A 14,653-nucleotide genomic window follows, 5' to 3' on the forward strand; every position below is an offset into this window, starting at 1 on the left:
GTTCAGGGCGAGGTCGCCGGCGCCAATCGTGCTCGCCCGCGGTGCGCCCAGAGGCGCTTGTGCAGCTCCATGACCGCGAGCAGGCTCAGTGCCAGCAACGGCAACACGATCCAGCCGCCGAGCGCGACCGGCTCGATGCGCAGCACGCGCTGCATCAGCGGCAGGGACATGGCAATCACGTGGATCGCGAGCGCGACGGTGACGCCGACGGCGAGGAGGGGGTTGTTGCGCAGCGGGATCGAAAATGCCGAGCGCGTCTCCGAACGGGCGTTGAACGCGTCCACGTTCTGCATCAGCACCATCAGCAGCAGCAGCGTGTTGCGGGCCTGATCGACCGGCACCTCGAATTGCAGCAGCAGCGCGAAAGCGCCGAAGCCGAGCGCCGCCATCCAGGTTCCGGCGAGCAGTCCGCGTTCGATCATGAGGCGGTCGAAGATCGGATCGTCCGGGCGCCGCGGCGGCGCGCCGAGCTCGTCGCCGCGCCCGCGCTCGAAGGCGAGCGCCACATCCTGGATGCCGTTGGTGACGAGATTCAGCCACAGCAGTTGCACCGGCAGCAGCGGGATCGGCAGCCCGATCATGACCGCCAGGCCGACCGTGAGCACTTCGGCAGCCCCGGCTGCGGTGAGCAGGTAGACGACGTTGCGGATGTTCTGATAGGCGATACGGCCTTCCTCGACGCCGGCGACGATCGTGGCGAAGTTGTCGTCGCTGAGCACGAGGTCGGACGCCTCGCGCGCGACATCGGTGCCGCCGCGGCCCATGGCCACGCCGATGTTGGCGCGGCGAAGCGCCGGTGCGTCGTTGACGCCGTCGCCGGTCACGGCGACGAAATGCCCGGCGCGCTGGGCGGCTTCAACCAGCGCGAGCTTCTGCTCCGGGGTCACGCGCGCAAACACGCGTCCGCGCGTGATGGCCTGGATCAATGCGTCCGGCGAGTCTGCCTGCAGCGCGCTGCCGTGAATCACGTCCTGCGGCTGCACGGCGATACCGAGCTCGCGCGCGATCGCCAGCGCCGTTGTCGGGTGATCCCCGGTTACCATCACGACGCGGATGCCGGCGGCCGCGCAGCGACGCACCGCGTCGCGCACTTCCGGCCGCAGCGGATCGATCAGGCCGACGAGGCCGGCAAACTCCAGATCGTGTGGTTCTGCAGGCGTCTCCTGCGGAGCGACACCGCGCGCCGTCACGCCGCTGGCAAGCGCGAGCACGCGCAGCCCGCGCTGCGCCATCTCTTCGGCCGCCTGCAGGATGCGTTCTGCCGGCGCATTCGTGCACATCTGCAGCACGCGCTCGGGTGCGCCCTTGACGGCGATCCACGTTGCCCCGTCGAACGCATGCCAGCTCGCGGCGAAGCGCCGCTCGGGCTCGTAGGGAATCTCGTTGACCTGCGGCCGCTCGACCAGCAGCGGCTCGCGGCCGACGCCGCCCTTCTCCGCGAGCGCGAGCAGCGCGATGTCGGTCGGATCGCCGCGCCAGGTCCAGTCGGCGTCGCGACGATGCAGGTCGGCCTCGTTGCAGGCGGCGGCGATTTCGAGCGCACGACGCAGACCGGCACCGGGGGCGCCGGCGATTTCGCCCACGGGCGCGTAGCCCGAGCCGGTGACGGCGTAACGCGTCTCGTCCGGCAGCCAGATTTCGCGCGCGGTCAGCTCGTTGCAGGTGAGCGTGCCGGTCTTGTCGCTGGCGATCAGCGTGCAGCTGCCCAGCCCCTCGACGGCCGGCAGGCGGCGCACGATCGCGCCGCGTGCGGCCATGCGGCGCGCGGCGATGGCCAGCGCGACCGTCAGCGCGACCGGCAGGCCTTCGGGGATTGCCGACACCGCCAGCGCGACGGCGAAGACGAACATGGTCGCGAGGCCGTCTCCATGCACCCACACGCCGACCGCGCCGATGAGCGCCGCGGCGATCAGCACGATGATCGCGATCGTGCGGCTAAAGCGCTCCATGCGCTGGACCAGGGGCGGCTGACCGCTCTGGGTGCCGCTCATTGCGATCGCCAGCCGGCCGATTGCGGTCGCCGCGCCCGTGGCGACGACCACGCCCAGCCCGCGGCCGCGCGCGACCAACGACCCGGCGTGGGCCATAGTGGGGCGCTCGGCGAGCGCCGCAGCCGCGGCACTCATCGCGGCAGCGTCCTTGAGCACCGCCAGCGACTCGCCGGTCAGCGCGGCTTCCGCGATCTCCAGGCCGTGCGTGCTGAGCAGGCGCAGGTCCGCTGGCACCAGCTGCCCGCTTTCGAGTCCGACGATGTCGCCGGGCACGAGCTCGGCCGCATCGAGCTCGACCCTCTCGCCGTCGCGCAGCGCGTTCGCGCGGATGCGCAGCAGTTTCTGCAGGCTCTGGCTTTGCCTTTCGGCGCGCCATTCCTGCCAGCCGCCGATCACGGAGTTCACCAGCAGGACGATGCCGATGAAGGCGGCATCCGTCACGTCGCCGAGCGCGGAGGACACGACGGCGGCGGCGAGCAGCACGTAGATGAGCGGGCTCTTGAGCTGCCGCAGGCCGATCGCCAGCCAGCCCGGCGCCGGCTGGGCGGGAAGAATGTTCGGCCCGCATTCGGCGAGGCGCTGCTGCGCCTGCGTGCGCGACAGGCCGTCGGCGGAAGATGCGGTGCGGGCAAGTGCTTCGTGCGCCGGCAGCGCGTGCCAGGGCGGCGCCGCGCCGCCCGGGTCGAGGACAGATCGGCGTGCGTCGTTCATGGGGAGTCGCCGGCTACTGCGCCACCAGCACGACGCCGTTGGGCGTCACCGGGTAGCGCCGTCGATCGGCATCGAGGTCCATGCCGATCACCGTGCCCGGCGGCAAGCGACAGTTCTCGTCGATGATCGCGTTGCGGACCCGGCAGCCGGCGGCGATGCGTGCGCCCGGCAAGGCGATACACCCGTCGAGCCACACGCCCGCGCCGATGTGGACGCCGGGAAACAGGACGGAGCGCCGCACGTCGGCGTCATTGGCGATGCTTGAGTCCGAGCGGCGATCGCGCCGCTGCTCCGTTGCGTCGAGCGGCGGGCTGTGGATCGGCCATGCCGGATCGTCGAGATCCAGGGGCGCGCTCGTGCCGGACAGCTCCAGGCTCGTCTCCCAGTAGGCGTCGACGGTACCGACATCGCGCCAGTAGCCGTCGGTCCACGGACGCCGGATGTAGCGAAGCCGGTGCGCATAGGCGCGTGCGTCCGCGAGAGCGCCCGGGATGACGTTGCGGCCGAAGTCGTGGACGGAGTGCGGACGCGTCGCGTCCTCGGCCAGAAGCTTCAGCAGGAAGCCGGTCTCGAACAGGTAGATGCCCATCGACGCGAGCACGACGCCAGGCCGCCCCGGAATGGCGCGCGGCGATTCCGGCTTCTCGGCGAACGCGGTAATCCATCCGGCCTCGTCGACCTCCATCACCCCGAAGTTGCGCGCGGCGGATACCGGGACCTCGATGCATCCCACCGTCACCTGCGCGCCTCGCTGCCGGTGCTCTTGCAGCATCTGCGCGTAGTCCATCTGGTAGACGTGATCGGCCGCCAGCACCAGCACCTGCGCGGGCGACAGCTGCAGGATCAGATTGCGGTTCTGATGCACGGCATCCGCCGTGCCGGCGTATTCCTGTCCCGCGCCTGCCGGCAGCGTCATCACCTCGGCGTTGCGCGACATGCGGTTCCACGCCGACAGGTGGGGTGTGAGCGACTGCGCCATGTACTGCGTCAGCACGCCGATATGGGCGAGGCCGGAGTTCACGCAGTTGGACAGGGTGAAGTCGATGATGCGGTGGCGCCCGCCGATCGGTACGGCCGGCTTTGCGCGCCTTGCGGTCAGCCCTTCCAGGCGGGTGCCGCGACCGCCGGCGAGCACCATGGCGAAGATGTTCGACATCAGGTCGCGGCGGGACTCGCGGTTGTGCGCGCCGGCGGGGAGTGAGTCGGCCCACCACGGATAGCGCTCGCTGCATGGCGGTTCCGGCCGAGGTCTCCCTGCCTCGTCTTGCGGTGGGTTCGTGCGGGCTGCAATGTTCATGACAGGGCTCCGGTAGTTCCACGGGTGGCGGCAAGCGCCGACAGCAAGTGCTCGAAGGGCTCGACGAACTTGCGGATGCCCTCGGCCTCGAGCTGCAGCGCGATTTCGTCGAGGCGGATACCAAGCGCTCCGAGCTTGCGAAGCAGCGTGGGTGCGTCGGCTGCCGCTTCGAGGCGCGGCGCCGGATCGCCGTGGTCGCGATAGGCCGCGAGCGTGGCGAGCGGCACGGTGGTGACGGTATCGGGGCCGATCAGCGCGTCCACATACTTCACGTCCGGGTAGACCGGATCTTTCGTCCCGGTGCTGGCCCACAGCAGCCGCTGCGGCACTGCGCCCTGATCGATCAGCCGCCGCCAGCGCGGGCTCGCGGCGATTTCGCAGCGGCTCGAGTGCGCCAGTTGCGCGCAGGCCACGGCGGCCAGGCCGCGCAAATCGCGGACCTCGGACCCAAGCGCGTCGAGCCGCCGGTCCACCGCGGTGTCGATGCGGCTCACGAAGAAGCTGGCGACCGAGTGCACCGTGTCGAGCGGGTGCCCGGCTGCGGCGCGGTCTTCAAGCCCGGCCATCCAGGCCTCCGCCACTTCGGCGCAACGCTCGGCGCTGAACAGCAGCGTCGCGTTGACGTGGATGCCGTCCGCAATGAGCGCGCGGATCGCCGGCAGGCCCTCGCGCGTGCCGGGAACTTTGATCATGACGTTGGGCCGTGCAAGTTTCGCGAACAGCCGCCGCGCCTCGGCGACCGTCCGCCCGGTATCGCGCGCGAGCCGCGGCGAGACCTCGAGGCTCACGTAGCCGTCGTGGCCGTGCGTGCGCTCATACACCGGCCGCAGCAGGTCTGCGGCGCGGCCGACATCATCCAGCACCAGCCACTCGTAGAGTTGCTCCGCCGATGCCCCGGCGGGCGCCGTACGAATCCCCGCATCGTAATCGGACCCGCTGGTGATGGCGTGGTGCAGGATCGCCGGGTTGGTGGTCACGCCGCTGATGCCGTCGTCGCGGATCATCTGCGCGAGCGCGCCGGACTCGATCAGCCCGCGCGACAGATCGTCGAGCCAGACGCTCTGGCCGAGCGCCTGCAGCCGGCGCAGGGGCTTGGTGCTCAGGCTGTCCATGTCCAGTCCCGGATGTCCGGCGGGTCCTCGCCGTGTTCGGTGATGTACGCGCGGTGCTCGATCAGCCGGTCGCGCATTGCCTGGCGCAGGCTTGCCGCGCGCGAGCCCAGTGCCGGCACGCGGTCGATCGCGTCGCAGACCAGATGGAAGCGATCCATGTCGTTGCGCACCAGCATGTCGAAAGGCGTCGTTGTCGTGCCTTCCTCCTTGTAGCCGCGCACGTGCAGGTTGCCGTGGTTGGTTCGCCGGTAAGTCAGCCGGTGGACCAGCCACGGGTAGCCGTGATAGGCGAACAGGATCGGCTTGTCGGTCGTGAAGATCGTGTCGAAGTCGCGGTCGGACAGGCCGTGCGGGTGCTCCTCCCTGGGCTGCAGGGTCATCAGGTCGACGACGTTGACGACACGGATTTTCAGCTCCGGTCGGTGCTCGCGCAGGATCTGCACCGCGGCCAGCGTCTCCAGCGTCGGCGCGTCGCCGGCGCAGGCCATGACCAGGTCCGGATCGCCGTCGTCGTTGCTCGCCCAGTCCCAGATGCCTATGCCCGCGGTGCAGTGCTTGATCGCAGCATCCATCCCGAGCCACTGCGGCTGCGGCTGCTTGCCGGCGACGACGACGTTGACGAGATCGCGCGAGCGCAGGCAGCACTCGGTGACGCACAACAAGGTATTGGCGTCCGGCGGCAGATACACGCGGATCACGTCGGCCTTCTTGTTGACGACGTGGTCGATGAACCCCGGGTCCTGGTGCGAGAAACCGTTGTGGTCCTGGCGCCAGACGTGCGATGTCAGCAGATAGTTCAGTGATGCGACGGGCCGCCGCCACGGCACGGCCTTCGACACCTTCAACCACTTCGCGTGCTGGTTGAACATCGAGTCGACGATGTGGATGAAGGCCTCATAGCATGAGAACAGGCCGTGACGCCCGGTCAGCAGATAGCCTTCGAGCCAGCCCTGGCAGCTGTGCTCGGACAGGATCTCCATTACGCGGCCGTCGGCGGCGAGGTGATCGTCGTCCGGTTCCGTGCGTTCCATCCATGCACGGCCGGTGACCTCGAACAGCGCGCCGAGCCGGTTCGACGCGGTTTCGTCCGGACCGAAGACGCGGAAGTTGCGATGCTCGGCGTTGAGCCGCATCACCTCGCGCAGGTACTGGCCCATCACGCGCGTCGATTCGGCCTGCGCCGCGCCGGGCGCCGGCACCGCCACTGCGAACGCGCGGCAGTCCGGCAGCTTCAAACCGCGCAGACGCAGGCCGCCGTTGGCGTGCGGGTTCGCGCCCATGCGCCGCGTGCCCTGCGGCGCCAGCGCTTTCAGCTCCGTGCGCAGCCGGCCGTTCTCGTCGAACAGCTCGTCGGGCCGGTAGCTCTTGAGCCAGCTTTCGAGCTGGCGCAGGTGATCGGGATTCGTGTGCAGCTCGGCGAGCGGTACCTGGTGCGACCGGAAGTGGCCTTCAGTCTTTTTGCCGTCGACTTCCTTCGGCCCGGTCCAGCCCTTGGGCGAGCGCAGCACGATCATCGGCCAGCGCGGGCGCTCGGTCGCAGCCTGCGTGCGCGCCTGCGCTTGTATCGCCCGGATCTCGGCGATGACCTCGTCGAGCACGACGGCCATCTGCCGGTGCATCGCGGCCGGATCGTTGCCTTCGACGTAGCGCGGCGCGTAGCCGTAGCCGCGCAGCAGCGCATCCAGCTCCCGGGGGTCGATGCGTGCGAGCAGCGTCGGATTGGCGATCTTGTAGCCGTTCAGGTGCAGGATCGGCAGCACCGCGCCGTCGCGCGCGGGATTCAGGAACTTGTTCGAGTGCCAGGCCGTCGCCAGCGGCCCGGTCTCGGCTTCGCCGTCGCCGATGACGCAGGCGACGATCAGCTCCGGGTTGTCGAAGGCTGCGCCGAACGCGTGCGACAGCGCGTAGCCGAGCTCGCCGCCCTCATGGATCGAGCCCGGCGTTTCGGCCGTGACATGGCTGCCGACGCCGCCCGGGAACGAGAACTGCCGAAACAGCCTGCGCAGGCCGGCTTCGTCCTCGGTCACGTCCGGATAGAACTCGCTGTACGAGCCTTCGAGATACGTGTTCGCGACCAGCGCCGGCCCGCCGTGGCCAGGACCGGCGACATAGATCATGTCGAGGTCCTGCGCCTTGATGACGCGGTTCAGGTGCACGTAGATGAAATTGAGCCCGGGCGAGGTGCCCCAGTGCCCAAGCAGGCGCGGCTTGACGTGCCCGGGCTTGAGCGGCTCGCGCAGCAGCGGGTTGTCGAGCAGGTAGATCTGGCCGACCGACAGGTAGTTTGCTGCGCGCCAGTAGGCGTCGAGGTGCCCCAGTTCCTCGTCCGGCAACGGCGCGGGCGCGGCTGCGCCGCCGAGGGAAGGCGTGGCTTTCAGGTCCATGCAGGTTTCTCCCGAATACGAAGGCGGGGCGCTCAGCAGCCGCCGCGCCGGCGCGGACGGTGCTCGGGCGGCGGTGCGGCCGTGGCATAGCGTTGCGGTTCGGCTTCGAAGCGCTTGCGCGTCTCTTCCGACTCGAAGTGGTAGGCGCGCCCGCCGAACACCGCGGTGAGCGCGCGGTCAGTGCGCACCGGATTGCCGCTGACCGGGTCCAGTGCCGCCGCAGCGGCCGCGTGCGGCCCGTCGCCGTCGCCGGGTTCCAGAACCCCGCCGGGCGCGTCGCGCCGCTCATCGCGCGAGCTGCCGTGATGGCCGCCGCCCATGCCGTGACCGAATCCGTGACCATGGCCGTGACCGCGGCCGCGCAGCAGGAACCAGACTGCGGCGACCGCCGCGAGCACCCAGATGATGTTCCCGTTCAACCAGTTCATGTCCGATACTCCTTGTCCCGGCGCTGCGGCCAGATCAGCACCGCCAAGGCGGCGGCGTTCACGACATCCGTGATTGGCGTTGTCATGAGCGAATCTCCACGAGTGCCGCGTTTCTCGCGGCAAAGTGCAGCCAGATGACCAGGCTCAGCCCCGCGGCGAAGAAGCACCACACCGAGATGAACCAGCGCGCGTAGAACCACCAGGCCACCAGCGCGCCGGCCAGGGCCAGCGCGCCGAACAGCTTCATGACCCGGCGGCTGGACAGCAGCATGCTGCCCGTCGTCGCCGTCAGGTACAGCGTCATCACGACGGCGGCGTAGAAGTGCGGCGAGTCGTAGTCGATGTGATTGCCGACCGGACGCGCGAGGATCGGATTGGCGAACATGTTGTAGAGGAGGTAGGCGCCGACGGCGATGCCGCCGGCAGAAATCAGCGTCAGCGCGTGGCGCCGCGGCCCCCGCGGCTCCAGCGCCCACGCCGCCAGCGGCACGTACGCCGGCCACAGCACGTGCGAGAAGAACGAATAGAGCTGCGTCAGTACCGCGTTGAGCGCCGGCGTGTCCCAGCCGAAGCCGAGCCAGAGCACGCCTTCGGTGAGCTGCTGAATGCCGAACAGCAACGGAATCGCGGCGAACGGCCGCTCGCGCGGCTGTCGCGCCTTGTGCAGCGTGACGGCGCCGATGCCCAGCAGCGCGGCGCTGGCGCTGAAGCTCGCGGTGGCGGAGAAGCACATGGTCAGCGTGCCTCGCAGGGGCGCGCGTTGGGCGAATCCGGACGGCACTGCCCGGACCGCACGAGGCGCGTCCAGGTGAAGTGTTCGTAGATCCCGGCCCAGTACGTGCCGAAGGCAAAACCGAAGAGCAGCTCTTCGATCGGGATGCCGGCGACGAGCAGCCCCGACAGCACCGGCAGGTTCCACACCCGCTCGATGTAGCCGGGCGTCGAAACGATCAGCAGGGTCATGAACACGGCGTACAGGGCCGCGAACAGCAGGCCGCCGAGCAGCGTGGCGCGCGCGAGGTCCGGGCGGCACAGCACGTTGGCGGCGCCGCCGACGGCCAGCCCCGCGATCGCCGGATAGATCGGATTCCACGGCAGCAGGTATAGCGGCGGGAAGACCAGCGCCGGTGCGGCGATCGCGAGGGTGTGAAAGCGGTGGCGCGCGCCGTGCTGCTCGGCCGGCGGCACGGCGCGCAGGGCGCGGCGCAGCAGCACGCGGTAGACGGCGGCGCCGATGCCACCGATGGCGAAGCTGAAGATCAGGCTTTCGATGTCGAAGCCGGTGCGCTGCGCCAGCTCGAACAGGCTCGGCGGATTCCAGTACTCCGGCACGAAGATCGGTTCGGTCAGGCCGAGCAGGCTGGTCAGCGCGCTGACGCGCAGCATCTCGCGGCGGAAGCTGCCGGCCGCGACGAACAGGATCGCCCACGGCCCCAGAAATGCCGCCGACCACAGCAGCCAGACGTAGTGGTAAGTCATGGTGTCGGATCCATGTCGGCCCGCGCCTACAGGTAGGCTTCCGACGCGTAGCGCCGCATCATGCGGTGGCTGGTGAAGATCGAGCCGTTGTGCGAGATCGCACTCTTCATGATGCGCAGCCAGGCGTCGCCGCGTTCGTGGTAGAGCGGCAGCACGGCGCCTTCAAGCTTGCTGTACAGCGATTCCGCATCGCCGTCGGACGTGCTGTCGGGACCGTCGCCGATGGCCCAGCCGGTCACGCCTTCGACGCAGCCCTCGATCCACCAGCCGTCGAGCACCGACAGACTCGGCACGCCGTTGAGCGCCGCCTTCATGCCGCTGGTGCCGGAGGCTTCCAGCGGGCGCTGCGGCGTGTTGAGCCAGACGTCGACGCCGGGAATCAAGGTCTGCGCGAGCGCCATGTTGTAGTCCGGCAAGAAGATGCCGCGGATGTCCGGTGCGAGCGCGCGCAGCGCCGCGTGCAAGTGCGCGATACGCTGCTTGCCCGGCTCGTCGCGCGGATGCGCCTTGCCGGCGAGCACGATCTGGAACGGATACCGGCGGGCGATGGCACGCAGCCACTCCAGGTCGGTGAACAGCAGCTCGGGGCGCTTGTACGCGGTCATGCGGCGCGCAAAGCCGATCGTCGGTAGCTCGGGATCGAGAACGACGCCGGTCTGCTCGCGAACCTTGTCGACAAGATCGCGCTTGGCCACAGCGCGTGCCTGCCGCAGGTCTGCACCGCTCAGGCAGCAGTCCGCGCGCACCAGCATCTCCGGCTCGTTGCACCAGCCGGGCAGATGACGGTCGTAGAGTGCGGCCAGCGCCGGATGCGTCCAGGTGTGCGGATGCACGCCGTTGGTGACGGCACGCACCGTGTAGCCCGGATACAGGCGGCGCGAGATTTCCGCATGACGCTTGGCCACACCGTTGACGTAACCGGAAAGATTCAGCGCCAGCCGTGTCATGTCGAGCTGCGCATCGCCCGCCAGCCGGCGCAGCGTGCCGTGCTCGACGAAGTCGCCAAGCACCCGTTCGACCAGGCCGTAGTCGAATTGATCGTGACCGGCGCCGACCGGCGTGTGCGTCGTGAAGATGCAGCGCTCGCGCACGTCGGGCAGGTCGTACGGCGGTTCGCCGGGGCGCTGGTCGTCGGCCGGCACGGTCGCCTGGCGCAGCAACTCCAGCGCGAGCAGCGCCGCATGGCCCTCGTTCATGTGGTACTTGCGGATACGGAAACCCAGCGCGCCGAGCATGCGCAGGCCGCCGATGCCGAGCACGATTTCCTGCTTGAGGCGGTAGGTGACGTCACCGCCGTAAAGCTGGTGCGTCAGCTCGCGGTCGGCAGCGTCGTTTTCCGGCAGATCGGTGTCGAGGAAAATCACCGGCGCGTGCCCGCCGACGTGACCTGCGACCGTGTAGAGCCAGGCGCCGACCCAGACGTCGCGGCCTTCGATCGGCACCACGACCTTTGCGCCCAGGCGCTGGAGCGTCGTGGCGGGATCCCAGGGATCGGGGGCTTCCGACTGCCAGCCCTCGGCGTCGAGCGCCTGCCGGAAGTAGCCGTTGCGGCTGACCAGACTCACGGCGACGACCGGCAGCTCCAGGTCCGCGGCCGCGCGGATGGTGTCGCCGGCGAGGATGCCGAGGCCGCCGCTGTAGGTGGGGATGTCGGCGCGCGCGGCGATCTCCATCGTGAAGTAGGCGATGCGCTCGGTTTGCGCGAAATGGGTCTGCACGGGAAGGGGAAGGCTCATCGGATAACCTCCGGTCGTCGTGTTTCGGCGGGATTCGCAGGAGCGTGGGCAGCAAGCCGGGTCTCGACGTGCAGCACGTGCCGGGTCGTGGCAAGCACGGAGTCCGGATTGAGGCTGATCGAATCGATGCCGAGCTCGACCAGGAATTCCGCCATCTCCGGATAATCCGACGGCGCCTGCCCGCAGAGGCCGGAATGGATGCCGTTGCGGCGACAGCCTGCTACCGCCAGACGGATCATTTCCTTCACGCCTTCATCGCGCTCGTCGTAGTCGAAGGCGACGATTTCGGAGTCGCGGTCGACGCCGAGCGTGAGCTGGGTGAGGTCGTTGGAGCCGATCGAGAAGCCGTCGAAGCGTTGCGCGAAAGCATCGATCAGCATCACGTTGTTCGGGATCTCGCACATGGCGTAGACCTTGAGACCGTTGTCACCGCGCCTGAGGCCGCGTTCGGCCATCGCCGCCAGCACCGCGTCGGCCTCGGCAATCCGCCGCACGAACGGAATCATCAGCACGACATTGCCCAGACCCATGTCCTCGCGCACGCGCTTCATCGCGGCGCATTCAAGCGCGAAGCCTTCGGCATAAGCCGGATGCGCGTAGCGCGACGCGCCGCGGAAGCCGATCATCGGGTTGGCTTCGATCGGCTCGAAGTCACGGCCGCCGATCAGCGAGGCGTACTCGTTGCTCTTGAAATCCGACATGCGCACGATCACCGGCTTGGGCCAGAATGCGGCGGCGATGGTGGCGACACCCTCCGACAGGCGTTCGATGAAATAGGCTGCGCCGTCGCTATAACCGTGCATCAGCCGGTCGATTTGCGCGCGCTCGGCCGGGTCCGAGACCTTTTCCGGATGCAGCAGCGCCAGCGGGTGCGCCTTGATCGCGTCGTTGACGATGAATTCCATGCGCGCCAGCCCGACGCCGTCGTTCGGCAGGAACGAGGTCTTGAAGGCCAGATCGGGATTGCCCAGATTGATCATGATTCCGGTCTGTGGGCGCGGCAGGCCGGCCAGGTCGGTGCGATCGACGGCGAATTCCAGCAGGCCCTGATAGACCCGTCCCTGATCCCCTTCGGCGCACGAGACCGTCACCTCGGTCCCGTCCGGGACGCGCTCGGTGGCATCGCCGGCGCCGATCACGGCCGGAATCCCCAGTTCGCGTGCGACGATCGCGGCATGGCAGGTGCGGCCGCCGCGGTTGGTCACGATCGCCGCCGCCTGCTTCATGACCGGTTCCCAGTCCGGCGTCGTGGTGTCGGATACCAGCACTTCGCCGGGACGGAAGTCCGGCAGCTGCGCGACGCCGGTGATGACACGGGCACGACCGGCTGCAATCCGGCTGCCGACCGAGCGGCCGCGGGCCAGCACCGGGCCGCTGCCGGTCAGGCGGTAGCTTTCGAGCACCGTGCCGTGCTTCTGCGAGGCGACCGTCTCGGGCCGCGCCTGCACGATGTAGAGCTGTCCGTCGAGGCCGTCCCGGGCCCATTCGATGTCCATGGGCCGGTCCGATCCGGCCTTGCCGCTGTAGTGGTCCTCGATGCGGATCGCGTAGTCCGCGAGCGTCAGCACGTCCGCATCGTCGATGCAGAACCGCTCGCGATCGGCTTGCGCTGTCGGCACGTTGCGCGTCGCCTCGCGCGTGCGTCCCTCTGCGTAGATCATCTTCAGGTGCTTGTCGCCGAGCGCGCGCCGCAGCACCGCGCGATGGCCGGCGCGGAAACTCGGCTTGTGGACGTAGAACTCGTCGGGATCGACCGCGCCCTGCACCACGTTCTCGCCGAGCCCGTAGGCGCCGGTGATGAACACCACGTCGCGGAAGCCGGATTCCGTGTCCAGCGTGAACATCACGCCGGAACTGGCCAGGTCCGAGCGCACCATCTTCATCACGCCGATCGACAGCGCGATCCTGAAATGGTCGAAACCCTGGTCGATGCGGTAGTGGATTGCGCGGTCGGTGAACAGGCTGGCGAAACAGCGGCGGCAGGCGTCGAGCAGGGACTGCTCGCCGTGGACGTTGAGAAACGTGTCCTGCTGGCCGGCGAAGCTCGCGGTCGGCAGATCCTCGGCGGTGGCCGAACTGCGCACCGCGAGGCTGAGCCCATCGCCGTACTCCGCGCGCAAGCGGCCGTAGGCGTCGAGAATCTCCTGCTGGAGCGCCGATGGCAGGCCCGCGCCATAGACGATTTCGCGTGCCTGCTTGCCGCGCCGCGCCAGATCGGCGACGTCGTCGGCATCGATGCCGTCGAGCGCGGCGTGCAGCGGATCCCAGGCCTGTGCCTGGTCGAGCATGAATCGGTAGGCGTCCGCAGTCGTTGCAAAGCCATTGGGGATGCGGACCCCTGCGGGGGCCAGCGCGCGATACATCTCGCCGAGCGAGGCGTTCTTGCCGCCGACCAGCGGCACGTCATCGATGCCGAGCTCGCCGAAGAACTTGATGTAGCGATAGGTGCTCATGCGTCCGGCTCCCGGTCAGTGGCGGACAGGAAGTCCCGGACCAGGCCGAGCGTGCGATCGGTCTTGGCCATCGAGCGTTCGGCGTCGGTCTCGATACCGGACAGCGCACGGATCGCGTCGATCGTCTCGGGGATGACGATCGCCTGGTTGAACACCTGGTAGCAGTAATAGAGCTGATTGCCATCGACCGTCAGCACGTCTTCCCACAGCGCGACTTCCCACATGTCGCCGCGGCGCCGGCCGAGATCGGCCATCAGCTCCACGGTGCTGTTGAGTGCGCTCAGGCCATCGTGCGTGCGCACGAAGGCGATGCGCGGCGCGGCGCGGAACGCGGCCAGCACCTCCTCGCGCGTGGCCTCGCGCGCGAGCTCCACCCACCAGGTGTGCAGATGGCTGGAGTTGTGCGCGGCCTTCACGGCGATCGTGACGACGTCCAGATCGGGATCGACCGTGCGCGCGTCCGGGCCCTGGTGGCTCGGGATCGACTTCTCCGGAACCACGGTGTTCATGATGCCGTCCTGGTGCGCTTCCCACGGGTCCGAGGCGCGCCGGATCAGCGTGCCGCGCGCGCGCTTGAGCAGCTGCGCCTGCTTGAGCGCGCCCAGCGTGCGCAGGATCGAGGTCGTGTTGCACGACACCACGCGCGTGCTGTCGCGGCCGAGCGCGGTCGCGTAGTTGGCCTGGGCGACGAAGGAATGGCCGGTGAGCGTGTGTGATTCGCCGCCCTGGAAGATCGACTTGATGCGCAGCGCGTCGTACAGCTGCTTGTTGCCGGCGGCGACCTTCTTCGGTGTGCAGTCGACCACCACGTCGGCCTGGGCGAGCATCGCCTCGAGCTCGCCCGCCGGCGCGATCCCGGCGGCACGCATCCGGTCGGCGGCTTCCGCAGTCGCCGCGAACACCGGGACGCCGAGCAACGGGGCGGTCTTGATGCGGTAGTCGTCGACGACGTCGGCGACGCCGACGAGCGCCATGTCGTCCTGTGCCTTGACGGCGTCGGCGACGCGCTTGCCGATGACGCCGTAGCCATTGATGGCGACTTTGACGGAATTCATAAGCTAC

At 68.9% G+C, this 14,653-nt stretch carries 10 protein-coding genes; all 10 read right to left on the minus strand.

Going from position 1 to position 14,653, the window contains the following annotated elements; translation table 11 throughout:
* Window positions 1-2: 2 nt before the first annotated feature.
* The 10 genes from PG2T_RS06760 to PG2T_RS06805 all read right to left on the minus strand — a co-directional run bounded on the left by PG2T_RS06760 (window position 3) and on the right by PG2T_RS06805 (window position 14,646).
* Window positions 3-2,702 carry a cation-translocating P-type ATPase gene (locus PG2T_RS06760; RefSeq protein WP_068803678.1) on the minus strand — a complete coding sequence of 900 codons (2,700 nt, stop codon included), beginning with the start codon at window positions 2,700-2,702 and terminating at the stop codon, window positions 3-5.
* Between the two features lie 13 nt (window positions 2,703-2,715).
* A complete protein-coding gene (locus tag PG2T_RS06765; RefSeq protein WP_083214809.1) occupies window positions 2,716-3,999 on the minus strand; it encodes a sugar phosphate nucleotidyltransferase in 1,284 nt (427 codons plus the stop codon).
* A complete protein-coding gene (gene tal, locus PG2T_RS06770; RefSeq protein WP_043105750.1) occupies window positions 3,996-5,111 on the minus strand; it encodes a transaldolase in 1,116 nt (371 codons plus the stop codon). Before tal ends, PG2T_RS06765 begins: the two co-directional genes overlap by 4 nt.
* Window positions 5,099-7,495, minus strand: a complete 2,397-nt coding sequence (locus PG2T_RS06775; protein ID WP_068803682.1) for a phosphoketolase family protein — start codon at window positions 7,493-7,495, stop codon at window positions 5,099-5,101. Before PG2T_RS06775 ends, tal begins: the two co-directional genes overlap by 13 nt.
* Before the next feature lie 32 nt (window positions 7,496-7,527).
* Complete coding sequence (locus tag PG2T_RS06780) at window positions 7,528-7,923, minus strand: YHS domain-containing protein (protein WP_068803684.1); 396 nt, start codon at window positions 7,921-7,923, stop codon at window positions 7,528-7,530.
* An 82-nt stretch (window positions 7,924-8,005) separates the two neighbouring features.
* Complete coding sequence (locus PG2T_RS06785; protein ID WP_068803686.1) at window positions 8,006-8,656, minus strand: DUF6629 family protein; 651 nt, start codon at window positions 8,654-8,656, stop codon at window positions 8,006-8,008.
* A 2-nt stretch (window positions 8,657-8,658) separates the two neighbouring features.
* Window positions 8,659-9,402 carry a lycopene cyclase domain-containing protein gene (locus PG2T_RS06790; RefSeq protein WP_068803688.1) on the minus strand — a complete coding sequence of 248 codons (744 nt, stop codon included), beginning with the start codon at window positions 9,400-9,402 and terminating at the stop codon, window positions 8,659-8,661.
* Window positions 9,403-9,428: 26 nt separating this feature from the next.
* A complete protein-coding gene (glgP, locus tag PG2T_RS06795) occupies window positions 9,429-11,138 on the minus strand; it encodes an alpha-glucan family phosphorylase (RefSeq protein WP_068803690.1) in 1,710 nt (569 codons plus the stop codon).
* The gene (gene ppsA, locus PG2T_RS06800; protein WP_068803692.1) at window positions 11,135-13,591 is read right to left on the minus strand and encodes a phosphoenolpyruvate synthase; all 2,457 of its coding nucleotides are present in this window, start codon (window positions 13,589-13,591) and stop codon (window positions 11,135-11,137) included. The genes glgP and ppsA overlap by 4 nt, the downstream gene beginning before the upstream one ends.
* A complete protein-coding gene (locus tag PG2T_RS06805) occupies window positions 13,588-14,646 on the minus strand; it encodes a type II glyceraldehyde-3-phosphate dehydrogenase (RefSeq protein ID WP_068803694.1) in 1,059 nt (352 codons plus the stop codon). Before PG2T_RS06805 ends, ppsA begins: the two co-directional genes overlap by 4 nt.
* Between the last annotated feature and the right edge of the window lie 7 nt (window positions 14,647-14,653).

The sequence above is a fragment of the Immundisolibacter cernigliae genome, from assembly GCF_001697225.1.
In the GTDB taxonomy this organism is placed as follows: domain Bacteria; phylum Pseudomonadota; class Gammaproteobacteria; order Immundisolibacterales; family Immundisolibacteraceae; genus Immundisolibacter; species Immundisolibacter cernigliae.